This is a genomic window from Pseudomonas sp. C9, assembly GCF_002000165.1.
In the GTDB taxonomy this organism is placed as follows: Bacteria; Pseudomonadota; Gammaproteobacteria; order Pseudomonadales; family Pseudomonadaceae; genus Aquipseudomonas.
In genome coordinates this window covers 4,587,840-4,614,605 of sequence record NZ_MPAK01000001.1, presented here as the reverse complement: position 1 = coordinate 4,614,605, position 26,766 = coordinate 4,587,840, and the positions used below count along the sequence as shown (strand labels likewise).

25 protein-coding genes are annotated in these 26,766 nt (G+C 60.5%); 17 read left to right on the top strand and 8 right to left on the bottom strand.

What is annotated here, in order from left to right; translation table 11 throughout:
• Positions 1-7 precede the first annotated feature (7 nt).
• On the bottom strand, positions 8-604 hold the full coding sequence (gene paaY / locus BMS17_RS21595) for a phenylacetic acid degradation protein PaaY (RefSeq protein WP_077431708.1): 597 nt from the start codon (positions 602-604) through the stop codon (positions 8-10).
• Positions 605-975: 371 nt separating this feature from the next.
• Between paaY and paaF the strand changes: the two genes are divergently transcribed.
• From paaF to paaK, 6 genes are all read left to right on the top strand, one after another.
• Entirely contained in the window at positions 976-1,749 is a 774-nt protein-coding gene (gene paaF, locus BMS17_RS21590; protein ID WP_046032674.1) for a 2,3-dehydroadipyl-CoA hydratase PaaF, read from the top strand.
• A 54-nt stretch (positions 1,750-1,803) separates the two neighbouring features.
• On the top strand, positions 1,804-2,595 hold the full coding sequence (gene paaG, locus BMS17_RS21585) for a 2-(1,2-epoxy-1,2-dihydrophenyl)acetyl-CoA isomerase PaaG (protein ID WP_046032752.1): 792 nt from the start codon (positions 1,804-1,806) through the stop codon (positions 2,593-2,595).
• A gap of 3 nt (positions 2,596-2,598) precedes the next feature.
• Positions 2,599-4,116, top strand: a complete 1,518-nt coding sequence (gene paaH, locus BMS17_RS21580; protein WP_046032673.1) for a 3-hydroxyacyl-CoA dehydrogenase PaaH — start codon at positions 2,599-2,601, stop codon at positions 4,114-4,116.
• On the top strand, positions 4,109-4,558 hold the full coding sequence (gene paaI, locus BMS17_RS21575) for a hydroxyphenylacetyl-CoA thioesterase PaaI (RefSeq protein ID WP_046032672.1): 450 nt from the start codon (positions 4,109-4,111) through the stop codon (positions 4,556-4,558). Before paaH ends, paaI begins: the two co-directional genes overlap by 8 nt.
• The gene (gene pcaF / locus BMS17_RS21570) at positions 4,551-5,762 is read left to right on the top strand and encodes a 3-oxoadipyl-CoA thiolase (RefSeq protein ID WP_077431707.1); all 1,212 of its coding nucleotides are present in this window, start codon (positions 4,551-4,553) and stop codon (positions 5,760-5,762) included. The genes paaI and pcaF overlap by 8 nt, the downstream gene beginning before the upstream one ends.
• A gap of 99 nt (positions 5,763-5,861) precedes the next feature.
• Positions 5,862-7,187 (top strand): phenylacetate--CoA ligase PaaK, encoded by a 1,326-nt coding sequence (gene paaK, locus BMS17_RS21565; RefSeq protein ID WP_046032670.1) that lies wholly within the window; start codon positions 5,862-5,864, stop codon positions 7,185-7,187.
• Between the two features lie 593 nt (positions 7,188-7,780).
• Here the strand turns inward: paaK and BMS17_RS21560 are convergent.
• Positions 7,781-8,662, bottom strand: coding sequence for a hypothetical protein (locus tag BMS17_RS21560; protein ID WP_256577204.1), 882 nt, complete (start codon positions 8,660-8,662; stop codon positions 7,781-7,783).
• Positions 8,663-9,150: 488 nt separating this feature from the next.
• Here BMS17_RS21560 and paaA point away from each other — a divergent pair, with 488 nt between their 5' ends.
• The 9 genes from paaA to paaZ all read left to right on the top strand — a co-directional run bounded on the left by paaA (position 9,151) and on the right by paaZ (position 18,402).
• A complete protein-coding gene (paaA, locus tag BMS17_RS21555; RefSeq protein ID WP_046032668.1) occupies positions 9,151-10,140 on the top strand; it encodes a 1,2-phenylacetyl-CoA epoxidase subunit PaaA in 990 nt (329 codons plus the stop codon).
• Positions 10,141-10,168: 28 nt separating this feature from the next.
• Positions 10,169-10,450 carry a 1,2-phenylacetyl-CoA epoxidase subunit PaaB gene (paaB, locus tag BMS17_RS21550; RefSeq protein ID WP_007943393.1) on the top strand — a complete coding sequence of 94 codons (282 nt, stop codon included), beginning with the start codon at positions 10,169-10,171 and terminating at the stop codon, positions 10,448-10,450.
• Positions 10,451-10,458: 8 nt separating this feature from the next.
• On the top strand, positions 10,459-11,220 hold the full coding sequence (gene paaC, locus BMS17_RS21545; protein ID WP_077431705.1) for a 1,2-phenylacetyl-CoA epoxidase subunit PaaC: 762 nt from the start codon (positions 10,459-10,461) through the stop codon (positions 11,218-11,220).
• Positions 11,207-11,740 (top strand): 1,2-phenylacetyl-CoA epoxidase subunit PaaD, encoded by a 534-nt coding sequence (gene paaD / locus BMS17_RS21540; protein ID WP_077431704.1) that lies wholly within the window; start codon positions 11,207-11,209, stop codon positions 11,738-11,740. The genes paaC and paaD overlap by 14 nt, the downstream gene beginning before the upstream one ends.
• Positions 11,741-11,773: 33 nt before the next feature.
• The gene (paaE, locus tag BMS17_RS21535; protein WP_077431703.1) at positions 11,774-12,850 is read left to right on the top strand and encodes a 1,2-phenylacetyl-CoA epoxidase subunit PaaE; all 1,077 of its coding nucleotides are present in this window, start codon (positions 11,774-11,776) and stop codon (positions 12,848-12,850) included.
• 184 nt (positions 12,851-13,034) lie between these two features.
• Positions 13,035-13,343 carry a DUF485 domain-containing protein gene (locus tag BMS17_RS21530; RefSeq protein ID WP_046032664.1) on the top strand — a complete coding sequence of 103 codons (309 nt, stop codon included), beginning with the start codon at positions 13,035-13,037 and terminating at the stop codon, positions 13,341-13,343.
• The gene (locus BMS17_RS21525) at positions 13,340-14,986 is read left to right on the top strand and encodes a cation acetate symporter (protein ID WP_077431702.1); all 1,647 of its coding nucleotides are present in this window, start codon (positions 13,340-13,342) and stop codon (positions 14,984-14,986) included. The genes BMS17_RS21530 and BMS17_RS21525 overlap by 4 nt, the downstream gene beginning before the upstream one ends.
• A 34-nt stretch (positions 14,987-15,020) precedes the next feature.
• Positions 15,021-16,274: an OprD family porin gene (locus tag BMS17_RS21520; protein WP_046032663.1), complete on the top strand. Its 1,254-nt coding sequence runs from the start codon at positions 15,021-15,023 to the stop codon at positions 16,272-16,274.
• Between the two features lie 58 nt (positions 16,275-16,332).
• The gene (gene paaZ, locus BMS17_RS21515) at positions 16,333-18,402 is read left to right on the top strand and encodes a phenylacetic acid degradation bifunctional protein PaaZ (protein WP_077431701.1); all 2,070 of its coding nucleotides are present in this window, start codon (positions 16,333-16,335) and stop codon (positions 18,400-18,402) included.
• A 150-nt stretch (positions 18,403-18,552) separates the two neighbouring features.
• On the opposite strand, the gene BMS17_RS21510 is transcribed toward paaZ, so the two are convergent.
• The 3 genes from BMS17_RS21510 to BMS17_RS21500 are packed head-to-tail and all read right to left on the bottom strand — an operon-like array spanning position 18,553 to position 21,989.
• Complete coding sequence (locus BMS17_RS21510) at positions 18,553-19,440, bottom strand: LuxR C-terminal-related transcriptional regulator (protein ID WP_077431700.1); 888 nt, start codon at positions 19,438-19,440, stop codon at positions 18,553-18,555.
• Complete coding sequence (locus BMS17_RS21505; RefSeq protein ID WP_077431699.1) at positions 19,437-20,855, bottom strand: aminotransferase; 1,419 nt, start codon at positions 20,853-20,855, stop codon at positions 19,437-19,439. The genes BMS17_RS21510 and BMS17_RS21505 overlap by 4 nt, the downstream gene beginning before the upstream one ends.
• A gap of 30 nt (positions 20,856-20,885) precedes the next feature.
• On the bottom strand, positions 20,886-21,989 hold the full coding sequence (locus BMS17_RS21500) for a polyamine ABC transporter substrate-binding protein (RefSeq protein ID WP_046032659.1): 1,104 nt from the start codon (positions 21,987-21,989) through the stop codon (positions 20,886-20,888).
• Positions 21,990-22,218: 229 nt separating this feature from the next.
• Here BMS17_RS21500 and BMS17_RS21495 point away from each other — a divergent pair, with 229 nt between their 5' ends.
• Positions 22,219-22,998 (top strand): enoyl-CoA hydratase, encoded by a 780-nt coding sequence (locus BMS17_RS21495; RefSeq protein WP_077431698.1) that lies wholly within the window; start codon positions 22,219-22,221, stop codon positions 22,996-22,998.
• Positions 22,998-24,179, top strand: coding sequence for an acetyl-CoA C-acyltransferase family protein (locus BMS17_RS21490; RefSeq protein ID WP_046032657.1), 1,182 nt, complete (start codon positions 22,998-23,000; stop codon positions 24,177-24,179). The genes BMS17_RS21495 and BMS17_RS21490 overlap by 1 nt, the downstream gene beginning before the upstream one ends.
• Before the next feature lie 68 nt (positions 24,180-24,247).
• Here BMS17_RS21490 and BMS17_RS21485 read toward each other — a convergent pair whose 3' ends face one another.
• From BMS17_RS21485 to BMS17_RS21475, 3 genes are all read right to left on the bottom strand, one after another.
• Positions 24,248-25,798, bottom strand: coding sequence for a sulfite reductase flavoprotein subunit alpha (locus BMS17_RS21485; protein WP_077431697.1), 1,551 nt, complete (start codon positions 25,796-25,798; stop codon positions 24,248-24,250).
• 6 nt (positions 25,799-25,804) lie between these two features.
• Entirely contained in the window at positions 25,805-26,224 is a 420-nt protein-coding gene (locus tag BMS17_RS21480; RefSeq protein WP_046032655.1) for a PAS domain S-box protein, read from the bottom strand.
• Positions 26,225-26,319: 95 nt separating this feature from the next.
• Entirely contained in the window at positions 26,320-26,670 is a 351-nt protein-coding gene (locus BMS17_RS21475; RefSeq protein ID WP_046032654.1) for a hypothetical protein, read from the bottom strand.
• Positions 26,671-26,766: the final 96 nt, after the last annotated feature.

The window sequence follows — 26,766 nt, the reverse complement described above, 5'->3', positions numbered from 1 at the left end:
GAGGCATTCACAGGGTATTGCCTTTTGGGCGAAAGCCGCTGTCATTGATGCTCGGTCGATCCGCTTCCGGCTCGGTCAGTGGCTCGCAAACTTGCATCCGCTCAAGGCAACGCTTGGCCAGTTGTTGATATTCGCGGGTGCCCGCCTGCTTCCACGCCACTTCTTCGTCACTGAGGCCGCGCTTGACGCTGGCCGGTGCGCCCATCACCAGTGACTGGTCGGGGCATTCGAACCCGGCCTTGACGAACGCCGCCGCCGACACGAATGAGCGCGGGCCGATCCGTGCGTTGTCCATCACCACGGCGTTCATGCCCACCAGCGCATCGGCGCCGATGCGGCAACCGTGCAGCACCGCGCCATGCCCGATGTGGCCATTGCGCTCGACCACCGTGTCGCTCTCGGGGAAACCATGCATCACGCAGGTGTCCTGCACATTGGCACCCTCCTCCAGCACGATCCGGCCGAAATCCCCGCGCAAACTCGCCAGCGGCCCGACGTAGCAATGGGCACCGACGATCACATCGCCGATCAGCACGGCGGACGGATGAACGTAAGCGGTGGGATCAACCACCGGGGTCAAGCCATCGAGGCTGTAGCAGGTCATTGGACATTCCTTCAAGCGCAGTGCCAGGCATCTTCGCAAAGCGATGCCGATAGAGGCTCATTTTGTATCACATCACTTTTAACAGCACAAAGACAAAAATCCGTATCACTTAGTCAAGGCGCCGAATAACCGCACCTCACGCGCTGTAAACCGGGCATTAAAGCCAGAAAAACCGGTGATTACTCGTTCACAAGGCTCCCTGAGACGCGGACTGAAAGAAACCGACCGCTCATCAATAAGACACATTAAATGAACTTTTATGTTGTTATTGCGTATCACGTTGTAGGTATACTCAGGCAAAACCGGCCCACCGCGCCGATCCAATAATGAGCCGGCAGTACAGCCGAGCGTGCACCGTGAGGGCATCCGCCATGCCTCTAACCCTTGTTGTCGAGATCATCGAACCGGGCGTTCGCCTGATTACGTTGCAGCGCCCGCAAGCGCTGAACGCCCTGACCACCGAATTGCTCGGTGAGCTGGCCGATGAACTGAACGCCGCGCAAGCCGACGCCAACACCCGCGCCGTGGTCCTGACCGGCAGCCGCAAAGCCTTCGCGGCCGGCGCCGATATCAAGGAAATGGCCGAGCGCAATCTGGTCGGCATCCTCGACGACCCGCGCCAGGCGTCGTGGCAAACCATTACCCGCTTCAACAAACCGCTGATCGCCGCCGTCAACGGCTTCGCCCTCGGCGGTGGCTGTGAATTGGCGATGCACGCCGACATCATCATTGCCGGGGAAGACGCGCGTTTCGGCCAACCGGAAATCAACCTCGGGATCATGCCGGGCGCCGGCGGCACCCAACGCCTGCTGCGGGCCGTCGGCAAATCCATGGCCATGCAAATGGTCCTGACCGGCGAGCCGATCGACGCCCGCCAGGCGCAACGCGCCGGCCTGGTCAGCGAAGTGACCCAGCCGGAATTCACCGTCGAACGCGCCTTGCAGATCGCCCGCAACATTGCCGGCAAAGCACCGCTGGCGGTGCGCCTGGCCAAGGAAGCGCTGCTCAAGGCCATGGACACCGACCTGGCCAGCGGCCTGCGTTTCGAGCGCCATGCCTTCACCGTGCTGGCCGGCACCCGCGACCGCGACGAAGGCATTCAGGCCTTTCAGGAAAAGCGCACACCGAACTTCACGGGCCAGTAATCACCCCGCCCTTTTTACAAAAAAGCGAACGACCTCCCAGAGAGCGCCATGACCATGAACTTCGAACACATCCTGTTTTCCATCGAGGCCGGTGTCGCCCTGCTCAGCCTCAATCGCCCCGAGCAACTGAACAGCTTCAACGCGCAGATGCACGGTGAAGTCAAAGAAGCCCTGAAGCAGGTTCGGCAAAACCCGGACGTACGCGTTTTGCTGCTGACCGGTGAAGGTCGCGGCTTCTGTGCCGGGCAAGACCTGGGCGATCGCAATGTGGCGCCGGGCAATGCCGCGCCGGACTTGGGCGAGTCCATCGAGAAGTTCTACAACCCGCTGATCCGCCAATTGCGCGACCTGCCAATGCCGGTGATCTGCGCGGTCAACGGTGTGGCCGCTGGCGCTGGCGCCAACATCCCGCTGGCCTGCGACCTGGTGTTGGCGGCGCGTTCGGCGAGCTTCATCCAGGCCTTCTGCAAACTTGGCCTGATCCCCGATTCCGGTGGCACCTGGACCTTGCCGCGCCTGGTCGGCATGGCCCGCGCCAAAGCCCTGACCTTGCTCGGCAATCGATTGAGCGCCGAACAGGCCGAGCAATGGGGCCTGATCTACCGCTGCGTGGACGACGCCGAACTGCGTAGTGAAGCGCTGACACTGGCCCGTCACCTCGCCACGCAACCGACCTACGGCCTGGCACTGATCAAACGCAGCCTCAATGCCAGCCTGAGCAACACCTTCGACGAGCAGCTCGAGCTGGAAAAAGACTTGCAACGCCTGGCCGGGCGCAGCGAGGACTACCGTGAAGGCGTCAGCGCCTTCATGGAAAAACGCAGCCCAAGCTTCAAGGGGCGCTGAGTCATGACCGCACTGAACACCAACGCACCCATCGCCGTGATCGGCGCCGGCGCCATGGGTGCCGGGATTGCACAGGTCGCGGCACAGGCCGGTCACACCGTGCTGCTGCTGGACAATCGCCCCGGCGCCGCGGCTCAAGCCATCGACGGCATTGACCGCCAACTGGGCAAACGCGTCGAGAAAGGCAAGCTCTCGGCCGACGCCCGCACCGCGACCATCGCTCGTTTGCTGCCTGTGGAAGCCATCGAAGCGCTGGCCGATTGCGAACTGGTCATCGAAGCCATCGTCGAGAACCTTGAGGTCAAGCGCGCCCTCTTCCGCCAACTGGAAGGCATCTGCGGCGAGCGCTGCATTCTGGCGAGCAACACCTCGTCGCTGTCGATCACCAGCATCGCCGCACAACTGGATCACCCAGAACGCCTGCTGGGCCTGCACTTTTTCAACCCCGCGCCGATCATGGCGCTGGTGGAAATCGTCTCGGGGCTGGCCAGCGATCCAGCCTTGGCCGATTGCCTGTACGACACCGCCAAGGCCTGGGGCAAAAAACCGGTGCACACCCGTTCAACGCCGGGGTTCATCGTCAACCGCGTGGCCCGGCCGTTTTACGCCGAGAGCCTGCGCCTGCTGCAGGAAGGCGTTGCCGATTGCTCGACGCTGGATGCGCTGATGCGCGATGCCGGTGGCTTTGCGATGGGTGCTTTCGAACTGACCGACCTGATTGGCCATGACGTCAACTATGCGGTGACCTGCTCAGTGTTCGACGCCTATTACGCCGACACCCGCTTCCAGCCTTCGCTGATCCAGAAAGACCTGGTGGACGCCGGGCGTCTGGGGCGCAAAAGCGGTCACGGTTTCTACAGCTACGCCGAGAACGCCGAACGCCCGCAGCCGACCACCATCAGCAGCGAGCAGACCGTTGAAAGCTGCGTGATCGAAGGTGATCTCGGCGCTGCCAATGCGCTGATCCCGCGCCTGCGCACACACAACATCGAAGTCATTCAACGCGACGGCCAAGGCCTGTTGCGGGTGGGCGACGCGGTGCTGGCGCTGAGCGATGGGCGCATGGCCTGTCAGCGCGCCAGGGAAGACGGGGTACGCAATCTGATCCTGCTCGACCTCGTGCTCGATTACGGCAACGCCAGCCGAATCGCGATCAGTTGCACAGCGGACATTGAGCCGGTAGCCCTCGAACAAGGCGTTGCCCTGCTGCAACGGGCCGGTTTCAACGTAAGCCTGCTCAGCGACAGCCCGGCCCTCGCCGTGCTGCGCACTGTCGCCATGCTCGCCAACGAAGCCGCCGACGCTGTGCTGCAAAGCGTGGCGTCGGCCGCCGACATCGATCTGGCAATGCGCGCCGGGGTCAATTACCCGCAAGGCCCGCTGGCCTGGGCGGATGCCGTCGGCCTGTCGCACGTGCTCAAGGTGCTGGAAAACCTGCAAGCCAGTTACGGCGAAGAGCGCTATCGGCCCTCGCTGCTGTTGCGCCGTCGGGTCGCCGAAGGGAGGACTTTCCATGACTAATCACGAAGCGATGAACCTGGCCAGCGACTGCGCAAAAACCCTGTTCAACCGCGACGCCGCCAGCCAGGCGATGGGCATGCGCCTGCTCTCGGCGGCCCCCGGCTGTGCCCGCGTGGGCATGAGCGTGCGCGCCGACATGCTTCAAGGCCACGGCACCTGCCACGGCGGCTACCTGTTTGCGCTGGCCGACTCGGCGTTTGCCTTTGCCTGCAACAGCTACAACGACGCCACGGTGGCCATCGGTTGCAGCATCGACTACATCGCCCCAGCCCGCCTGGGCGACACCTTGACTGCCGAGTGCACCGAGCAAAGCCGTTCCGGGCGCACCGGCAACTACGACGTACGTATCGAAAACCAACAGGGCCAGTTGATCGCCCTGTTCCATGGCAAATCCTACAAAGTGCGCGGCTCGGTGCTGGCGCAGGAGACCCCGAATGAATGACGCCTTGATCATCGACGCGGTGCGGACCCCGATCGGTCGCTACGCCGGAGCCTTGAGCAGCGTACGTGCCGACGACCTCGGCGCGGTGCCACTGCGTGAACTGCTGCGCCGTCACCCGCAGGTCGACTGGAATGCCGTGGATGACGTGATTTACGGGTGCGCCAACCAGGCCGGCGAAGACAACCGCAACGTCGCCCGCATGTCAGCGCTGTTGGCCGGCTTGCCGGTCAGCGTGCCCGGTACCACGCTCAACCGCTTGTGCGGCTCCGGGCTGGATGCCATCGGCACCGCGGCGCGAGCGATTCGTTGTGGCGAGGCTGGCCTGATGCTGGTCGGCGGTGTTGAATCGATGTCCCGCGCGCCACTGGTGATGGGCAAGGCCGAACAGGCGTTTTCCCGCGATGCGCAGATTTACGACACCACCATCGGCTGGCGCTTCGTCAATCCACTGATGAAGAAAACCTTTGGCATCGACTCCATGCCGGAGACGGCCGAGAACGTCGCCGAGCAGTTCAATGTCTCCCGCGCCGACCAGGACGCCTTCGCCCTGCGCAGCCAGCAGCGCGCTGGTGCCGCTCAAGCCTGTGGCCGTCTGGCCAAGGAAATCGTCGCGGTCGACATCCCGCAACGCAAAGGCCCGGCCAAAATCGTCGAGCACGATGAGCACCCGCGCGGCGATACCACGCTTGAGCAACTGCAGAAACTCGGTACGCCGTTTCGCGAAGGCGGCAGCGTCACCGCTGGCAATGCGTCCGGGGTCAACGATGGCGCGTGTGCGCTGCTGCTGGCCAGCCCGGAAGTCGCCAAACGCCACGGTTTGAAAGCGCGCGGCCGGGTGGTCGCCATGGCCACCGCCGGTGTCGAGCCACGCATCATGGGCATCGGCCCGGTGCCGGCGACCCGCAAAGTGCTGGAACTGGCCAACCTGAGCCTGGCCGACATGGACGTGATCGAACTCAACGAAGCCTTCGCTGCACAAGGCCTGGCGGTGCTGCGTGAACTGGGCCTTGGCGACAACGATCCTCGGGTCAACCCGAACGGTGGCGCGATTGCCCTTGGCCATCCGCTGGGCATGAGTGGCGCGCGCCTGGTGACCACTGCCCTGCATGAACTGGAAGAACGTCAGGGCCGCTACGCTTTGTGCACCATGTGCATCGGCGTCGGCCAGGGAATCGCGCTGATCATTGAGCGTATATCCGACTAAAGAACCGCGATTCCCAAGGCGCCCAGAGGTATCCTTGGGGCATGCACTCAAAGCCCTGCCGCGGCCGGGCCGGAACACAAAAACAATTCGAGTGAACTCATGAACATGCCAATTGCCAAAGCCGTGCTTGATCCTGTGCTGGACCCGCTGGAAACCGCCAGCATCGACGAATTGCGTCAACATCAGCTGGATCGCCTGCGCTGGAGCCTGACTCACGCCTACAACAATGTGCCGCTGTACCGTCAGCGTTTCGATGCGCTGGGTGTGCACCCGGACGACATCAAATCACTGGACGACCTGGCGAAGTTCCCGTTCACCACCAAATCCGACCTGCGCGATAACTACCCCTACGGCATGTTCGCCGTGCCAATGAACGAGGTGGTGCGCCTGCACGCCTCCAGCGGCACCACCGGCAAGCCGACCGTGGTCGGTTACACCCAGAACGACATCGACACCTGGGCCAACGTGGTCGCCCGTTCGATCCGTGCGGCGGGCGGGCGTCGTGGTGACAAGGTGCATATTTCCTATGGCTACGGCCTGTTCACCGGCGGTCTCGGTGCCCACTACGGCGCCGAACGCCTGGGTTGCACGGTGATTCCGATGTCCGGTGGGCAGACTGAAAAACAAGTGCAGCTGATCAAGGATTTCCAGCCGGACATCATCATGGTCACGCCGTCGTACATGCTCAACATCGCCGATGAAATCGAGCGCCAGGGCATCGACCCGCACAAACTGGCCCTGCGCCTGGGCATCTTCGGCGCAGAGCCGTGGACCGGCGAGCTGCGCAGCGCCATCGAGAACCGCTTGGGCATTACTGCACTGGATATTTATGGCCTGTCGGAAATCATGGGGCCGGGTGTCGCCATGGAATGCGCTGAGACCAAGGACGGACCGACGATCTGGGAAGACCATTTCTACCCGGAAATCATCGACCCGGTGACCGGCGAAGTGCTGCCGGATGGTCAAATGGGCGAACTGGTGTTCACCTCGCTGAGCAAAGAAGCCTTGCCGATGATCCGCTACCGCACCCGCGACCTGACGCGCTTGCTGCCCGGCACCGCGCGGCCAATGCGTCGTATCGACAAGATCACCGGACGCAGCGATGACATGCTGATCATTCGTGGGGTCAACGTGTTCCCGACGCAGATTGAGGAGCAGGTTTTAAAAGTTAAACAACTGGCCGAGTGTTACGAGATCCATTTGTATCGCAATGGCAACATGGACAGTGTTGATGTGCATGTCGAGTTGAAGGCTGAGCACCAGCACCTGACCGATGATCAGCAGAAGGCTGTTTGCGGTGAATTGAGCAAACACATCAAGACGTATATCGGGATCAGTTCGCGGATCGTCTTGCAGCCGTTTCACTCGATCAAGCGATCTGAGGGCAAGGCTTGCCACGTTCTGGACAAACGCCCTAAAGCATGACTGCTGCACCCTTTATGGCCCCGCAATTGCGGGGCTTTTTTTTAGCTGGAACGCGTACGCCCTCTGTAGGAGTGAGCCTGCTCGCGATAGCTTTCTGGCAGCCGGCCATTTTCTATCGGGTGTACATATCCATTTTTGCGGTTACGGCGGCTATTGGTTCCGCCCTTACGGCGGGTCACTTTCGAAAAGCGCGAAAGTAACCAAAGCGCTTTTGCCCCTTTCGTTCGGTGCCTCGCTAAGGCTCGGCATGCCCTCGCTCCGGTCCTGCTCCGTGGGCCCGCCGCCATCGGCCATCCATGGCCGGGGGCGGCTAACCCGGCATCCATGCCGGGTTGCCCACTGCGCAGAACCTGCGCTCGGCCTCTCGAGGGGGCGGTGCGTCAAGATCAAAAGCGGCAGGCGAGCTAACACTCGGCCTGTTGAGTGGTGAGAAGCCAAAGCCGTACCCCGATTTTTTGTAGGAGTGAGCCTGCTCGCGATGCTTTTGCTTTGATCGTTCCCACGCTCCGCGTGGGAATGCCGCCGGGGATGCTCTGCGTCCCGTTATCGATGCGAGGTTTGGGTCTGCGCAAGAACCCTCAAAGGCCTATTGCTCAGAGTTTGCGTGACAGCGCCCGGCGTACGCTGTCGCTGTTGAGCACTGCGTTTTCTGCGGGAGCCTCGACGCTTGCCTGTACAACCTCTTCTTCCTGAACAATGACTTCTGCCAGGGCAAAAAGATCGGTCTGGGCCGGTTGCATAACCTGTGCAGGGCTTGGTGCCTGAATGCGACTGGCGACCTGATTTTCCAGCTTCTCGAGGTAGGCGTTCAAATCGCTGACCAGCAGCTTCTTGCGCTGAGAGCCCTGATAAATCGCATAGAACAAATAGCCCGCTGCCGCTAAAAGCCCCAGACCTGCGGTCGCAATACCGGCGACACACAATCCAGACACGATCAGCACGGTATTCCAGTTGAAGGGCGCCAGCTCCAGCTCGGTGTGCAGCGCGTTGCCGTCGCGCAATACCCAGCGTTTGGAGGCGGTGTGGTTCTGCAAAATGGCATGCAGCGGCGAACCATCCTTTTTCAAAGCGCTGATCAACGAGATGTCCTGGCCGGTGCGCAACGGAATATCCACACCGCGCAACTTCACGTCGTGCTCGACGCCGTCCGGGGTTTTGACCCAAAACTCATGATTAATGATCGAAACCGAACTGACACGCACCGGCGTCACTTCACTGTCCTTGCCGCTCACATGAACGCCGCCAGTGGATGTTACGCGGGTTTCGCTGAGCTTTTCGCTGCCCACCACTTCACCGCTCAGGACAGTGAAAACAACCGATTTATCGCCATGGGTGAAAGTGTGCATTTCGATTCCTTGATAGACCCACGTCAGTCGACGCGCAGGAGAAAATCCGTATGCGGCGGATGCTACTAAGTAGCCATCAGGCTGTCCAGAAATCGGAGCCTCTGTGACGGGGAGCGTCAGGGGGTGCATTCCCACGCAGAGCGTGGGAACGATCAATCGGCATACGGCTTTCGCTTCTCACCACTCAAGGCCGAGCGTTAGCTCGCTGCAGCTTTTGATCTTGATGCACAGCCCCCTCGAGAGGCCGAGCGCAGGTTCTGCGCAGTGGGCAACCCGGCAAGGATGCCGGGTTAGCCGCCCCCGGCCATGGATGGCCGATGGCGGCGGGCCCACGGAGCAGGACCGGAGCGAGGGTATGCCGAGCCTAGGCGAGGCACCGAACGAAAGGGGCAAACGCGCTTTGGTTACTTTGGCGCTCTTCCAAAGTGACCCGCTGTAAGAGCGGAACCAATAGAAGCCATCACAAAAAAAACGGATATGCCCCCGACCAAACCAACCACCCATCCCAAAGCGATACAAAAACACATACGACACACCATTTTATGTTTGATATTAATTTCTGTATCGCTTATAAAGTTCTCCATGCCATCAAACAGATTCACGGCGGGAGACCAAAAATGTACGCACAGCTCGTAGAAACCGGCGTAAAGCGCATCAAAGACCTCTCGGAGATGTCCGAGGAAGAACGCGCCTTCCAGGAAAAAATCGATTCAGAAATCAAGATCGAAGCCAAGAACTGGATGCCAGATGCCTACCGGCAAACCCTGATCCGGCAGATTTCCCAGCACGCTCACTCTGAAATCGTCGGCATGCTGCCCGAAGGCAACTGGGTCACCCGCGCGCCGACGCTGAAACGCAAACTGCAATTGATGGCGAAGATTCAGGATGAAGCCGGCCATGGCCTGTACCTCTACAGCGCCATGGAAACCCTGGGCGCCGACCGCGATGAAGAAATCGCCAAGCTACACAGCGGCAAGGCCAAGTATTCGAGCATTTTCAATTACCCGACGCTGAACTGGGCCGACATGGGCGCGGTGGGCTGGCTGGTGGACGGCGCGGCAATCGTCAATCAGGTGGTGTTGCAGCGCACCTCTTATGGCCCCTACTCCCGGGCCATGGTGCGGATCTGCAAGGAAGAAAGTTTCCACCAGCGCCAGGGTTACGAAATCCTCCTGACCATGATGCGCCACGGCAATCAGGCGCAAAAAGACATGGTCCAGGACGCGATCAACCGCCTGTGGTGGCCATCGCTGATGATGTTCGGCCCAAGCGACGAACACTCGCCGAACAGCGCTCAGTCCATGGCCTGGAAAATCAAGCGCCAAAGCAACGACGAACTGCGCCAGCGCTTCATCGACCAGACCATCCCGCAACTGGAACTGCTGGGCTGCACTTGCCCGGACCCGGATTTGAAGTGGAACGCCGAAACCGGCCACTACGACTTCGGCGAGATCCAGTGGAGCGAATTCTACGAAGTGCTCAAGGGCAACGGCCCGTGCAACCAGGAACGCGTCGCCACCCGCCGCAAGGCGATTGAAGACGGTGCCTGGGTTCGCGAAGCCGCCGTCGCCCACGCCCGCAAAAAACAAAACAAGAACGCCGCCTGATCCGGCCACCTGATGTGGAGTCATTGAAATGTCTGAATGGACCCTTTTTGAAGTCTTCGTGCGCAGCAAGCACGGCCTCAACCACAAGCACGTCGGCAGCGTGCACGCCGCCGACACCACCATGGCCATCGAGAACGCGCGCGAGCTCTACACCCGTCGCAGCGAAGGCGTGAGCCTGTGGGTGGTGCCGTCGGCACTGATTACCGCTTCGTCGCCGGATGAAAAAGACCCGCTGTTCGATCCGTCGGACGACAAGGTGTATCGCCACGCCAGCTTCTACGAGCTGCCGGCCGAAGTCGGGCACATGTGAGGTCGACCATGAACAACCAGACTGATCTGATCGAATACCTGCTGCGCCTCGGCGACAGCGCCCTGATCCAGGGCCAGCGCCTGTGCCAATGGTGCGGCAAGGCCCCGGCGCTGGAAGAAGAATTGGCGTTGATGAACGTCGGCCTCGACCTCGTGGGCCAGGCGCGTAACTGGCTGGAATACGCCGCCGAACTGCTGAACGACGGCCGCAGCGCCGATGACCTGGCGTTCCGCCGTGACGAGCGCGCTTATCGCAACCTGCTGCTGGTGGAACAACCCAACGGCGACTTCGCGGTGACCATGCTCAAGCAGTTCCTCTATGACGCCTGGCATTTGCCGGTGTTGCAGGGACTGAGCCAGTCCAGCGACGAACGCATTGCCGGGATCGCCGCCAAAGCGGTCAAGGAAGTGACCTATCACCTGCGCCGCTCCGGCGAGTGGGTCGAGCGCCTGGGTGACGGCACTGAAGAAAGCCATCGGCGCATGCTGGCGGCGATCCCTGAGGTCTGGCGCTTCACCGTCGAACTGATTGCCGCCGATGACAGCGAGCAGCGCTTGTGCGAAGCCGGCATCACCCCGGACATCGCCAGCGTTGCCGCGCAGTGGCAAGCCAGGGTCAGCGCGATCTTCGCCAGCGCTACCCTGCCCGTGCCTGCCGCGCCGAACTATTTCTACCTGAACGCACGCAAAGGGCTGCACACCGAACACCTCGGCATCCTGTTGGCAGAGATGCAATTCCTGCCACGAGCGTACCCCGATGCAACCTGGTGAGCTGATCGCCAGCGACCTGGGCGCCCGTGCGGCACAACCGACCGACCTGGCCGCTGCGTGGGCAACCCTGGCGCAGGTCATGGACCCGGAAGTGCCGGTGGTCAGCGTGGTCGACCTCGGCATCGTCCGCGACCTGGACTGGCAGGCCGGTCACTTGCACGTGGTGGTCACGCCGACCTACTCCGGTTGCCCCGCCACCGAAGTGATCGAAAGCGACATCCGCGAGGCACTGGAACTGGCCGGGTTCAAGGCGCCGCAACTTGAGCGCAAGTTGACCCCGGCGTGGACCACCGACTGGATCAGCGCCAGTGGCCGTGAACGCTTGCGCGCCTATGGCATCGCCCCGCCGGAGGGCAGCACCAGCAAGCGCAGCCTGCTCGGTGAAAGCCCGGTGGTCGTCTGCCCGCAATGCGGCAGCGCCCACACCGAAGTGCTCAGCGAGTTCGGTTCCACCGCGTGCAAGGCCCTGTATCGCTGCATCGATTGTCGGGAACCGTTCGACTATTTCAAGTGCATCTGAGCGGCAATCGGCCGTCCCAGCTGGAGAACAATAATGAGTAAATTTCACAGCCTGACCATCAAGGACGTGCGCACCGAGACCCGTGACGCGGTGTCCATCGCCTTCGAGATTCCGCAACACCTGCAGGACAGTTTTCACTTCACCCAGGGCCAGCACCTGGTGATGCGCACCCAGTTGGACGGCGAAGAAGTCCGCCGTTCTTACTCGATCTGCACCGGCGTGAATGACGGTGAGCTGCGCATCGCGGTCAAGCGGGTGACGGGTGGGCGCTTCTCGGCGTTTGCCAACGAGCAACTCAAGGCAGGGCACACGCTGGACGTCATGCCGCCCGCCGGGCACTTCAGTGTCGAACTCGACCCGGCGCGCCACGGCCAGTACCTGGCTGTAGCAGCGGGCAGCGGCATCACGCCGATCCTGTCGATCATCAAGACCACCCTGGAAACCGAGCCGCACAGCCGCGTCACCCTGCTGTATGGCAACCGTTCCAGCTCCGGCGCGCTGTTTCGCGAGCAACTGGAGGACCTGAAAAACCGCTACTTGCAGCGTCTGAACCTGATTTTCGTGTTCAGCCGCGAGCAGCAGGATGTCGACCTGTACAACGGCCGGATCAACGCCGAGAAATGCGAACAGTTGTTCTCCCGCTGGCTCGACGTCAAAGCCCTCGACGCCGCGTTTATCTGCGGCCCGCAAGAGATGACTGAAACCGTGCGCGACAGCCTCAAGGCCAAAGGCATGGCGCCTGAGCGTATCCATTTCGAACTGTTCGCCGCCGCTGGCAGCCAGCAGAAACGTGAAGCCCGCGAGGCGGCCCACCAGGTGGATGCGGCGGTCAGCCAGATCACCGTCATCAGCGATGGCCGCGCGCTGGCCTTCGATCTGCCGCGCAACAGCCAGAGCATCCTCGATGCCGGCAACGCCCAGGGTGCCGAACTGCCCTACTCGTGCAAGGCCGGCGTGTGCTCGACCTGCAAGTGCAAGGTCATCGAAGGCGAAGTAGAAATGGACAGCAACCACGCCCTGGAAGACTACGAAGTGGCCGCCGGCTATGTGCTGTCGTGCCAGGCGTTCCCGATCAGCGACAAGGTTGTGCTCGATTTCGATCAGCTCTGAAACCCCGTTTGCAGGAACTACCCAACCCCTGTGGGAGCGGGCTTGCCCGCGATAGCGGTGGGTCAACCACCGGCAATGTTGAAGGTGATGGCCTCATCGCGGGCAAGCCCGCGCCCACAGTTTCAGTGATCAATCCCGGATACACCGTTTACCCCACAACAAAAACAACAAAAGAGAGCGTGCCATGACACCCCAAGACATAGAACTCATTCGCCAGAATCCCGACTTCATCCAGTTGGTACGACGTAAACAGAACCTGTACTGGCCGCTGTCGATGATCATGCTGGCGATTTATTTCGGTTTCGTCCTGCTGGTTGCGTTCTCTCCCAGCACCCTCGGTCAATCCCTCAGTGGTGGCGTGACCACCGTAGGCATGCTGGTGGGCGTGGTGATTGTCGTGCTGGCGTTCGCGCTGACCGGTTTCTATGTCTATCGCGCCAACAACGTGATCGATCCGCTGAATGAAAAACTCAAGCAGGAGTGCGCCCGATGAGCCGTCTTCCTGGATTACTCCTGTTGCCCCTGGCTTTTGTTGCTGACTTTGCGGCAGCCGCCGACGGTGTGTCCCGTCCTCTGAACTGGAACGCCATCGGCATGTTCCTGGTGTTCGTCCTGTTCACCCTCGGCGTCACTCGCTGGGCAGCACTGCGAACCCGATCCGCCAGCGAATTCTACACCGCGGGCGGTGGCATGACCGGGTTCCAGAATGGTTTGGCGATTGCTGGCGACATGATTTCGGCAGCCTCGTTCCTCGGCATTTCCGCGATGATGTTCCTCAATGGCTACGACGGTTTGCTGTACGCATTGGGCGTATTGGCCGGCTGGCCAATCATCCTGTTCCTGATTGCCGAACGCCTGCGCAACCTGGGCAAATACACCTTTGCCGACGTAGTCTCCTATCGACTGGAACAAACCCCGGTACGCCTGACTTCGGCCTTCGGCACCCTGACTGTCGCCCTGATGTACCTGGTGGCGCAAATGGTCGGGGCCGGCAAGCTGATCGAATTGCTGTTCGGTATCGATTACCTCTACGCCGTCATGCTGGTCGGCGTGTTGATGGTGTTCTACGTGACCTTCGGCGGCATGCTCGCCACCACTTGGGTGCAGATCATCAAAGCCGTGATGTTGCTGTTCGGCACCACGTTCATGGCCTTCATGGTGCTCAAGCATTTCGGTTTCAGCACCGAAGCGATGTTTGCCGGCGCCACCGCGGTGCATGCCAAGGGCAGTGCGATCATGGCGCCAGGCGGCTTGCTGTCCAACCCGATCGATGCGATTTCCCTGGGACTGGGCATGATGTTCGGCACCGCTGGCCTGCCCCATATCCTGATGCGTTTCTTCACCGTCAGCGATGCCAAGGAAGCGCGCAAAAGCGTGTTCTACGCCACCGGCTTCATCGGCTACTTCTACTTGTTGCTGATCATCGTCGGCTTCGGCGCCATCGTCATGGTCGGCACTGATCCTGCCTTCCGCGATGCCAGCGGCGCGATCATCGGCGGCGGCAACATGATTGCCGTGCACCTGGCTCAGGCCGTGGGTGGCAACCTGTTCCTCGGCTTCATTTCGGCGGTTGCCTTCGCGACCATTCTGGCGGTGGTTGCCGGATTGGCGCTGTCCGGCGCCTCGGCGGTTTCCCACGATTTGTATGCCTGTGTGATGCGCAAAGGTCAGGCAACCGAGCAGCAGGAAATCCGCGTCTCGCGAATCGCCACGCTGTGCATCGGGGTGCTGGCGATCATTCTCGGCCTGTTGTTCGAATCACAGAACATTGCCTTCCTCTCTGGCCTGGTACTGGCCATCGCCGCGTCGGTGAATTTCCCGGTGCTGTTCCTTTCGATGTACTGGAAAGGCCTGACCACCCGTGGCGCCGTCCTCGGCAGCTTGTCCGGGCTGGTCTCGGCGATTGTGTTGCTGGTGCTGAGCCCGGCGGTATGGGTCAACGTGTTGCATCACGACAAGGCACTGTTCCCCTACTCCAACCCGGCGCTGTTTTCCATGAGCCTGGCGTTCTTCAGTGCCTGGGCATTTTCTGTCACCGACACGTCACCTCGTGCAGCCCTTGAGCGTGGCCGTTATCTGGCGCAGTTCATCCGATCGATGACTGGCATTGGTGCCTCCGGCGCCAGCAAACACTAAATAACGACCGATCAGTTGGCAGGGAATAAAAATAATGCAACCCGCACGTACTGCACCTTACGAGTCACTGTTTTCGCTCGCCGCCGCATTAAGTCTGCCCATGGTCGCGCCCTGCGCCATGGCCGACTTCATCGACGACAGCAAGGCCCGGATTGAAATGCGCAACCATTACATCAATCGTGATTTCCGGCAGAACAACGCGCCGCAATCCAAAGCCGAGGAATGGGCCCAGGGATTTACTGCGCGCATCGAGTCCGGGTTCACCGACGGCACCTTCGGTTTCGGTCTCGACGCCTTGGGAGAGCTTGGATTGAAGCTCGACTCCAGCCCGGATCGCCGTGGCACCGGGCTGCTGCCCTTCGGCCCGCAGAGCCATGAGCCCGACGACGAGTACAGCGAACTGGGCCTGACCGGCAAACTGCGCGTGTCCAAAAGCCTGTTGAAGCTCGGCACCCTGCAACCCTTGCTACCGGTGGTGACCTACAACGACACACGCCTTCTGGGTTCTACCTTCGAAGGTGGCTTGCTGACCAGCCAGGAAATCGACGGCCTGACGGTGAATGCCGGGCGCCTGACCAAGGCCAACCTGCGGGACTCCTCCAGCAACGATGACATCGGCTACGCCGCCGCCACCAGCGATCACTTCGACTTCGGTGGCGGCGGCTACGCGTTCAGTCCGCAACTGAATGTGAGCTACTACTACGGCAAGCTCGACCAGATTTATCGTCAGCAATTCGTCGGGCTAGTGCATACCCTGCCGCTGGGCAACGGTTTCAACCTGCGCAGCGACCTGCGTTATTTCGACAGCCGCGGCGACGGTGCCGAAAAGGCCGGACGTATCGACAACCGTAACTTCAACAGCATGTTCACCGTGTCCCACGGTGCCCACAAGGTCAGCGCCGCCTTCCAGCAGTTGTCCGGCGACAGCGCCTTTCCGTTCCTCAACGGTGGCGATCCGTACGTGGTCAACCTGGTGACCTTCAACACCTTTACCCGCGCCGACGAGGATTCCTGGCAGCTGCGTTATGACTATGACTTCGCCGCGCAAGGCATTCCCGGCCTGACCTTCATGACCCGCTACACCGACGGCAGCCATGTCAACGCGGGCAGGGTCGACAACGGAAGCGAATGGGAGCGCGACACCGATATCAGTTACGTGATCCAGAGCGGTGCGTTCAAAAACGTCAGCCTGCGCTGGCGCAACGTGACATTCCGTTCCGGCAATGGCTTGACGACCGACATCGATGAGAACCGCTTGATCGTCGGTTACACCTTGGCGCTTTGGTAATTCCGAAAGGGCGCGGTTGCGACCGCGCCACAACCGTTCACAATCAGGAGCAATCGTGATGTCCTCTTCACCTACACTGCATGCCCCTACTCTGCAGAGTTTCATCGCCGGTCGCTGGATCGGTCAACAAGGCGCACAGATCCTGCGCAGCGCCATCGACGGCCATGAAATCGCCCGCACTCACGAAGAGCGCCCGGATTTCGCCGAAGCCATCGAGCACGGCCGCCGCCAAGGCATCAGTGGCTTGATGGCGCTGGACTTCCAGCAACGCGCCCAACGTCTCAAGGCACTGGCCTTGTACCTGAGCGAGCGCAAGGAACAGCTGTACGCGATTTCCCACCACAGCGGCGCGACCCGTGCCGACAGCTGGATCGACATCGAAGGCGGCAACAGCACCCTCTTCACCTACGCCAGCCTGGGCTCGCGGGAATTGCCATCGGGCAACATCGTCCATGAAGGCCCGGCGATGCAGCTGAGCAAACTCGGGACCTTCGCCGGCACGCACATTCTGGTGCCACGGGGTGGCCTGGCCGTGCACATCAACGCCTTCAACTTCCCGATCTGGGGCATGTTGGAAAAGTTTGCACCGAGCTTTCTCGCCGGCATGCCGTGCATCGTCAAACCGGCCAGCGCCACCAGCTACCTGACCGAAGCCGTGGTGCGCCTGATGGACGAATCCGGCTTGCTGCCACCGGGCAGCTTGCAGTTGATCATCGGCAGTACCGGTGACTTGCTCGACCGCTTGCAGGGCCAGGACGTGGTGACCTTCACCGGTTCCGCCGACACCGCCGCCAAGCTGCGGGTCAATCCGAACCTGATCCGCAACTCGGTGCCGTTCAATGCCGAAGCCGACTCGCTGAACTGCGCGATCCTCGCCCCGGACGTGACCCCGGACGACGAAGAATTCGAGCTGTTCATCAAGGAAGTCGCCCGGGAGATGACCACCAAGGCCGGGCAGAAATGCACCGCCATCCGCCGCGCCATCGTGCCGGCCAAACACATTGACGCGGTCGCGACCCGCTTGCGTGATCGCCTGGCCAAAGTCGTGGTCGGAGACCCGTCAGTGGAAGGCGTGCGCATGGGTGCGCTGGCGTCCCACGATCAGCAGAAAGACGTGGCCGAGCGCCTGGAAAGCCTGTTGCAGAGCAGCGACATGCTGTTCGGCGCCCGTGACGGTTTCGAACCGCGCGGCGAGAACGTCAGCCAGGGCGCGTTCTTCGCCCCGACCTTGCTGCAAGCTCGCGATCCGCACGCCGAAGGTGGCGCGCACGATATCGAAGCGTTCGGCCCGGTCAGCACCCTGATGGCGTACGACGATCTCGACGAAGCGCTGGTACTGGCGGCACGCGGCAAAGGCAGCCTGGTGGCGAGTCTGATCACCAAGGATCCGCAGATCGCCGCCAAGGCCATCCCTGTCGCAGCGGCGTGGCACGGTCGCTTGCTGGTGCTGGATCGCAATTGCGCCGCCGAGTCCACCGGCCACGGCTCGCCACTGCCGCAACTCAAGCACGGTGGCCCGGGTCGTGCCGGTGGCGGTGAGGAACTCGGCGGTCTGCGCGCGGTGAAACACTACCTGCAACGCGCAGCGGTACAAGGCTCGCCGACCATGCTGGCCGCCGTCACCGGTGAATACGTACGCGGCGCCCAGGTCATCGAAACCGAGGTGCATCCATTCCGCCGGTTCTTCCAGGATCTGCAGATTGGTGAGTCGCTGCTGACGCACCGTCGCACCGTGACCGAAGCCGATCTGGTGAACTTCGGTTGCCTGTCCGGCGATCACTTCTACATGCACTTCGATGACATCGCCGCCAAGGAATCGCAATTCGGCAAACGCATCGCCCACGGCTACTTCGTGTTGTCGGCGGCGGCCGGGCTTTTCGTTTCCCCAGCGCCGGGGCCGGTACTGGCCAACTACGGCCTGGATACATTGCGCTTTATCAATCCGGTGGGGATTGGCGACACGATTCAGGCGCGATTGACCTGCAAACGCAAAATCGACCAAGGGAAGAAGAGCCCGCAAGGCATTCCGCAAGGGGTGGTGGCGTGGGATGTTGAGGTGACTAACCAGCTGGGAGAGCTGGTGGCCAGTTACGACATTCTGACCCTTGTCGTTAAACGCGAGGACTGACCACAAATATTGTGGTCAACCCCTCTCCCCTGTGGGAGCGAGCTTGCTCGCGATAGCGGACTTACATTCAGCATTGATGTTGAATGTCATGGCCTCATCGCGAGCAAGCTCGCTCCCACAGGTTTTTTTCGGGTGGGTTGTAGATTTGGGTCAGTGCTGGCGCAACCACTCGATAAACAGCGCAAACAACTCCGACTGCGACCCGACTTCCAGTTTCAGATACAGGTTCTTGCGGTGCATGCGCACCGTCTCCGGCGAGATGCTCATCTGGCTGGCCGTGGACTTCACGGAATGCCCCCTGAGCACCATGTGCGCCACTTCCCGCTCGCGCTCGGTCAGCAAATCGCAGCCAAAATTTTCGAATGCAGACTGCACGCGTTGCTTCAGGTCGTCACTTTCAGTGACTGCGCTTTGCACCAGCCCACGACGGCCAAACTCGCTGATGAATTCCCGAACCAACGGCTCGACCGCCCGCAACAGGTTCAGTTGCTCCGCCCGCAGGCTTTCCCCGCCAAACCCCTGAAACAGGCTGACCGACACCTGACTGTCATGCCCCGTATCGATCAGGTAAAAACTGTCCTCCGAACACCCGGTCTTCAAGTAATAAGTCTTGTAGTACTCGCTGTCGAAGAAGTTGTCAGGAGCGATTTCCTCCAGGTGATAAAACCCTTCGGCCAGGCCCTGCTCCACCGCCAGGCAAAACGGGTCGAGCAAGTAGCCACCGGAAAAATAGCGGTCGATGATCGAGTCCCGGTACTGCTCCGGGATACCGCGCTGGTACAGCAACTGCGGCGCGCGGTCCTTGTGTTCGAGGCTGATCATCACCGACTCGATGGACACCAGGTGCCCGAACGCCGACGCCAGGTATTGCAGCGCATCAGGCTCGTCGACATGGGCGAATGCTTCGCGCATGTCGCCGTGCCATTTGTGCAACGCCCCGAAGGGCAATGCGATCAGCGTTTCGTCGTTGGGTTTGCTCATGCCCCGCAGTCTAGCGGGAGAACCGGCACCGGGTAACCGCAGATTGAGCGTATTCATTGCCCGACGTACTGGCCGTTTTTCTCAAGTTCGGCCGCCACTTCAAGAATGCACACCCGCAGAATCTCGACGATTTCATCGACCTGGGCACACGTCAGAATCAGCGGCGGCGACATGACGTTGAGGTGCATGATCGGCCGCACCAGCAAGCCGCGAGACTGGGCACGGGAGTGAATCATTTCGCCAATATTCACCTCGTCGGCAAACAACGCCTTGGTGCGTTTGTCGGCCACGAACTCCACGCACGCCATGAACTTCTGGCAGCGCACATCGCCCACCAGCGGCAAGTCGCTGAGCGTCGCCAGCCGTTCCTCCAGATAAGCGCCGACCACATCGACATGCGCCAGCAACTGTTCGCGCTCGATGATTTCGATGTTCTTCAGCGCCGCCGTGCAGCACACCGGGTGACCGCTGTAGGTAAAACCGTGGGTAAAGCAGCGGCCCTTGCCGGGCTCGGCGATAACCTTCCAGATACGGTCGGAAAAAATGCACGCACCCAGCGGCAGGTAGGCCGAGGTCAGGCCCTTGGCCGTGGTGATGATGTCGGGCTGCACGTCGAACAGATCATAAGACGCGAAGAACTTGCCCAGGCGACCGAACGAGGTCACCACTTCATCGGCCACAAACAGAATGTCGTAGCGCTGACAGACTTCCCACATGCGCTTGAGGTAACCCTTGGGCGGAATGATCACCCCGCCGGAACCCATGATCGGCTCGGCAAAGAAGCCCGCCACCTTGTCCGCGCCGATGGAAAGAATCTTGTCTTCGAACTCCTTGATCAGAAATTCGAGAAACTGCGCCTCGTCCATGCCGTCCGGTGCGCGGTACGGGTTGGGGTTGGACACGTGGTGAATCTTGTCGTTGGCGTAATCGAACTCCGGCACGCGGTCGGCGGCCTTGTTGCCGATCGACATCGTCAGCGTGGTGGAGCCGTGATACGCGTTAAAACGGGCGATGACGTGCTTCTTTTCCGGTTTGCCACGGCAGTTCTGGTAGTACTGAATCAGGCGGTACGCGGTGTCCACAGCGGTGGAGCCGCCAGTGGTCAGGAACACGTGGTCGAGATCGCCCGGCGCCAGGCTGGCGAGTTTTTCGCACAACTGAATGGCGACGTTGTTGGACATGTCGGAAAACGGATTCGAATACGCCAGTTGCCGCACCTGATCGGCAATCGCCAGGGCCATTTCCTCACGGCCCAAACCGATGTTGGTGCACCACATGCCACCCACCGCATCGAGAAAACGGTTGCCCTGAGCGTCGTAGATGTAGGCACCGTCACCGGCCACAATGTTCAGCGCCCCCTGTTCGGCGTGCTCGTCGAACATGTGATAGCCGTGCATGTAATGGGCTTTATCAGCCTTGATCAAATGGGCGTCATTCACGGTCGGCAGTACTTTCAACGTTGGAGTAACCATACAAAAACCTCAAACCGAAGGGTTAAACGATCAAATCCCGCTCTTCACCGTGCTCCAGACGCGGGTGATGGCGCGCATTTCCTTGGCGTCCTGAGTCTTTTGCGGAAACAGGCGCTGGCGGGTTTCTTCATCGGGATAAATTGCCAGGTTGTTGCGCACGTCGGCATCCACTAACGGGGTGGCCGCCGCGTTACTGTTGGCGTAATGAATGAAGTCGGTGACGTCGGCCATCACCTGCGGCTGCATCAAGTACTCGAGGAACTTGTGGGCATTGGCGACATGCGGGGCATCGGCGGGGATGTACATGTTGTCGAACCAGATCAGCGAACCTTCCTTGGGAATGAAATAGGCCAGTTTGATCTTCAACTTGGCTTCTTCGGCGCGGGCCATGGCCGTCGCGTAGTCGCCAGACCAGGTCATGGCCATGCAGACATCGCCATTGGGCAGGCTGGTCAGGTAGTTCACCGAATCGAACTTCTTGATGTAAGGCCTGACCGTCAACAGCAACTCTTGCGCGGCTTTCAGATCTTCCGGGGCCGCACTTCGCGGATCGCGTCCCAGGTACTTCAAGGCCAGGGGAATGACTTCAGTGGGCGCATCGACCAGGGTGACGCCGCAGTCAGCAAAGCGTGAGACGATTTTTGGATCGAAAATCATCGCCAGCGAACCGATTGGCGCATCCGGCATGCGCTCCTTGATCTTGTCGACGTTGTAAGTGATGCCGTTGCTGCCCCAGGTGTAAGGCGCGGAGTACACCGTTCCGGCATCAAAACCCTGCAAGTCCTGCAAGACTTTCGGGTCAAGATTGGTCCAGCCCGGCAGCAACTTCTTGTCTAGCGGCTGGAACACTTTGGCCTTGATCAGCGGTGGCGCAAGGGAGGCATTCAACACCACAAGATCGTAACCGGAGTGCCCGGTCAGCAACTTCGCCTGCACCGTTTCATAGGCATCAAACGTGTCGTAGATCACTTTGATGCCGGAGGCTTTCTCGAAATTGGCAATGGTTTTTTCGCCAATGTAATCGGCCCAATTATAAAGCCGCAGGGTATTGCTCTCGTTCACGTCGTCGGCGTGGGCATTCAATGTCAGCGGAACAAGCAACAGACTGGAAATCACCATGAGGGCCTTGCGCATAGCAAATTCACCTTATCAAGCGAAGTCGGTTCTGGATGACCGGTTGACGCCACTATTGAGCGATTGGGCAATCGGCACCATACCCCGAATGGGTGTGTGAACCGTTTGACCGCTGGCGCCGTGGTGCAACATGGCAAAAAGCAGCAGATTCGTTGACTCGTTTTGTCATAGCTCCCGCGCGGGCCGGGCGCTTAGAGTGGCTGCCGGACAAAACAGGCGGGGGCATTTCATGAGCGAGCTGATCAAACACGATCGAAACGAAGGCGTTTTGACGCTCACCCTTGACCGCCCCGACAAGCTCAATGCACTGAACAACAGCCTGTACACGCAGTTGGCCGACCGCTTGCTGGCCGCTGATGAAGACGACGACGTCGGCGTGATTGTGCTCACCGGTGGCCCTACGTGCTTTACCAGCGGCAATGACCTGGCGGACTTTCTCGAACATCCGCCGACGCATCTGGACAGCCCGGCGTTTCGCTTGATGAATGTCGTCATTCATCTGCAAAAGCCGCTGATCGCTGCTGTTTGCGGCGCGGCCATCGGCATTGGCACCACGTTGCTGATGCATTGCGATCAGGTGCTGGTCACGCATAACGCCAAGCTGCGCACGCCGTTTGTAAACCTGGGGCTGTGCCCGGAATTCGGCGCGAGTCTGTTGTTGCCGCGCCTGCTCGGCCACGCTCGCGCCGCGCGTCTATTGTTATGGGGCGACAGCCTCGACGGCGCTGCGGCGGTCGCGTGTGGACTGGCCAACGAACTGTTCGACGACGGCCAACAATGCCTCGCCGCCGCACAATTTCTGGCCCGGCGCCTGCTGGCATTGCCACAAGAATCCCTGCGCCAGACCCGGCAACTGCTCAAACAGGCGTCGTTGCCAGAGCTCAAAGCCACCATTCGCCAGGAAAACCTGTTGTTCATCGAGCGCGTCAACACGCCTGAAGCGCAAACAGCGTTGACCGCCCTACTCAATCGCAGTACAGAAAAGCATTCACCAAGAGGAAAGCCGTAATGAACACCCCGGATATTTTTGTTGTCAGCGCCGCACGTACCGCCATTGGCACCTTTGGTGGTTCGCTCAAAGACGTTCCGCTGGCCGACCTGGCGACCACGGCCGTCAAGGCCGCCCTGCAACGCTCCGGCGTAGACCCGGCGCAAGTCGGCCATCTGGTGATGGGTAGCGTGATCCCGACCGAAACCCGCGACGCGTACATCTCCCGCGTTGCCGCCATGAACGCCGGCATCCCGAAAGAAACCCCGGCCTACAACGTCAATCGCCTGTGCGGTTCCGGCCTGCAAGCGATCATCAATGCCGCGCAAACCCTGATGCTGGGCGATGCCGACATCGTCGTCGGTGCCGGCGCCGAATCCATGAGCCGCGGGCCGTACATCATGCCAGCCGCCCGCTGGGGTGCGCGCATGGGCAACATCCAGGCCATCGACTACATGCTGGGCATCCTGCATGACCCGTTCCACGGCATCCACATGGGCATCACCGCCGAGAACGTCGCCGAACGCAACGGCATCACCCGTGAAATGCAAGACGCCCTGGCCCTGGAAGACCAGAAGCGCGCGGCCTTCGCCATCGCCAATGGCTACTTCAGCGAGCAAATCGTTGGCGTGGAAATCCGTGATCGCAAGGAAACCAAGCTGTTCAGCGTCGACGAACACCCTCGCGCTACCACGCTGGAACAACTGGCGGGCATGAAGCCAGCGTTCAAGAAAGATGGCTCGGTGACGGCCGGCAACGCTTCTGGCCTGAACGACGGCGCCGCTGCGCTGGTCATGGCCACCGGTGCCGCTGTACAGAGCAACAACCTGCGCCCGCTGGCCCGTCTGGTCAGCTACGCCCACGCCGGTGTTGAACCGGAATTGATGGGCCTCGGTCCGGTGCCTGCCACCCGCCTGGCGCTCAAGCGTGCCGGCCTGACCGTCGCCGACATGGACGTGATCGAAGCCAACATCGCCTTCGCCGCCCAGGCCTGTGCGGTCAGCCAGGAACTGGACCTCGACCCGGCCAAGGTCAACCCGAACGGTTCGGGTATTTCCCTGGGCCACCCGGTCGGCGCGACTGGCGCAATCATCGCCACCAAAGCCATCCACGAACTGCACCGCACCAACGGCCGTTATGCGCTGGTGACCATGTGCATCGGTGGCGGCCAGGGGATTGCGGCGATTTTTGAGCGGGTTTAAGCGTTAAAACAACGAAGGCCGGTGATCGGGTAGATCACCGGCCTTCGTTCATTTCAAACCCCACGCCCTCAATACAGCTCTTTGTGTACCCGGTCCGAGCTCGACAGGTCGGCCACAAACTGCTGCGCGTCTTCTTCGGCCAAATGGCCGTACCTCATGGCAATGTTCACCAGCGCCTCATCGATGGCTCGCTCCAGGTGGCTTTTATTGCCGCACACATACACATGCGCGCCCTGACTGAGTAAGGCCCACAGATAGGCACCGTGTTCGAGCATGGCATCCTGCACGTAATAGCGACGGTCAGCGTCTCGTGAAAACGCGGTGATGAGCTGATCCAGCACGCCCGTTTCCTGCCATTTTTCGAGGCGCGGCTGGTAGAGAAAGTCCGATGCCCGGCGTCGATCACCGAAGATCAGGCACGTTTGTGCAGGGCTGCTTTGTTGCTCTATCTGCTCCAGCAATGCGATCAACGGTGCAATGCCAGTCCCCGTGCCAATCAACACGACGGGATGATCGGCCTGTCGTGGCAGGTGAAAGCGCGCGTTGCTGCGGGCAAACACTTGAACCTGGGCAAGCTTGCCCGCCAGATGGCCGGTCGCGGTGCCGATGCGCGGGCGGTCGGCCAATTGATAGGCGATTTCCCGAATGCACAGATCGACGTAGTGCGGCTGGTCGTGAGAAGCAATGGAATAGGCACGCGGCAAAACATCCGGCAGCCACTCGGCCAACTCTTCCAGACTCATTTGCCCTGGCTCACAGAAGTCGCTGAGCACATCGAGCAAGTCCTTGCCGTACAAATAACCTTCGAGCTCTTTACGGTTGCTGACTTTGAGCAAGGTTTTCAAGGTGTCGTGCTGACTGACCCGAGCCATGTCGCGCAACAGCGATTTGCCCAGTTGTCGCAGCTCCTTGGTCGCCAGCAGCGTATGGGCATCGTCGCGACCGAACCATTGACCGATCTGCGCCAGCAGTTGTGGATCGTTTTGCGCCAGCACATAAAGATTGTCCCCTGCGCGGTATTTGATGCCGCTGCCTTCGATGTCGAGGCGCACCTGCCAGGCATAAGGCGCCGTCGCATTGAGCCGCGTACGGGAGATCACCCGCGCTGGCCACGCGGCGTTTTCGCCGTAGGCGGTGACTTGCAATTGCAAGGTGGTGCCGGCCCGGCGGTCGCCCTTCAAGACCGCTTCGAGGGTGGCGCACCAGGTCTCGAAAAAGCCCTCGAAATCGGTGTCGGCGTCCACGCGATTGATCCAGGGCGCTGCGCCCTTTTGCAGCAGTGCAGCGTCCAGGCTTTTGGTGAAACCGCAAAAAGTCGGGTAAGCAGTGTCACCCAGACCAAAGATCGCGTAAGGCACACTACTGAGGTGTTCGCACTGGATCAGTTGATCCAGTAAACGATCGGCGTTGCCCGGCGGTTCGCCGTCGCCGAACGAGCTGCACACAACGATCAACAGATCCCGAGTGGTCAGCGTTTCAAGCTCAAGTGCATTCAGATCCTGCACGGCCAATGCATACGGCTGCACACAGGGCAGACGCAACAACCGTTGCGTCAACCCGCGTGCATTGCCGGACTCAGAGCCATAACCGATCACGATGCGTTCGATTAACCCTGGCATGGCCGATTACCTGTCGTAGTGTTCGTCGAATTGCTCCTTGGAAAATTCCAGTGCTTCGAAGTCCCCCATCAAGTCGTTAATCACACGACGAATGCTGATGTACTCAACGATGTTGCCCTGCTCGTCGAACAGCGGTTGCACCGTGGTGTCGACCACGTAGAGCCCGCCACCCTTGCCGACATTTGGGATAACGCCGGTCCAGATTTCACCTTTTTTGATGGTGTCCCACATCTGCTTGTAGGTGCTTTTTGGCACGGAGGCATGGCGGACGATGCTGTGGGGTTGGCCCAGCAGTTCTTCCTTGTTGTAGCCGGTCAGTTTGCAGAACAGGTCGTTGACGTAGGTGATGTTGCCTTGCAAGTCGGTGGTGGAAATCACCATGACGTTTTCCAGCGCGCCCAATACTTTGGCGTTGATGGCTTGCATTGTGTTGCCCCCTTAAAGGATCAAAAGTTGGTACATCAAATTCAAATCGGGCCAGCCCACGGTGTATGCATTTCTATTTTTTATGGAGTGGCGACTCAGTTGTCCTGAGCCACCAGACGCGGACCTTTACGCGTGACCTGCTGCCCCACCTCGAAGCGCGCATTGGGCGAGCGCACGGTGCTGATTTCGCCTTGGGCGTTTTTGACTTCGTAGGCGGTTTCCGTATGGCCGGACGCTTGCTGCACAGCGCTGCCGGCAAAGAATCCAGCCCCAAGGCCGACCAGCGCGCCCGCAGGACCGCCCACCGCGCCGACCATCATTCCAGTGAGCGCACCGAAACCTTTGCCAGCGGTGGTATCAGGGACTTCGCGCACGACCTGATCGGCCATGCAAAGGGGTGAGATCAACAAACACAATGTGAAGCTGAGCGGGATTGAACGAGGCATGACATCTTCCTTGTTTCGATTACGTTGCTCTCGTCATTTCATGAAGCATGCCAACTTATTAATACTTATAAATCAACAGATTACAAAACAACGTTG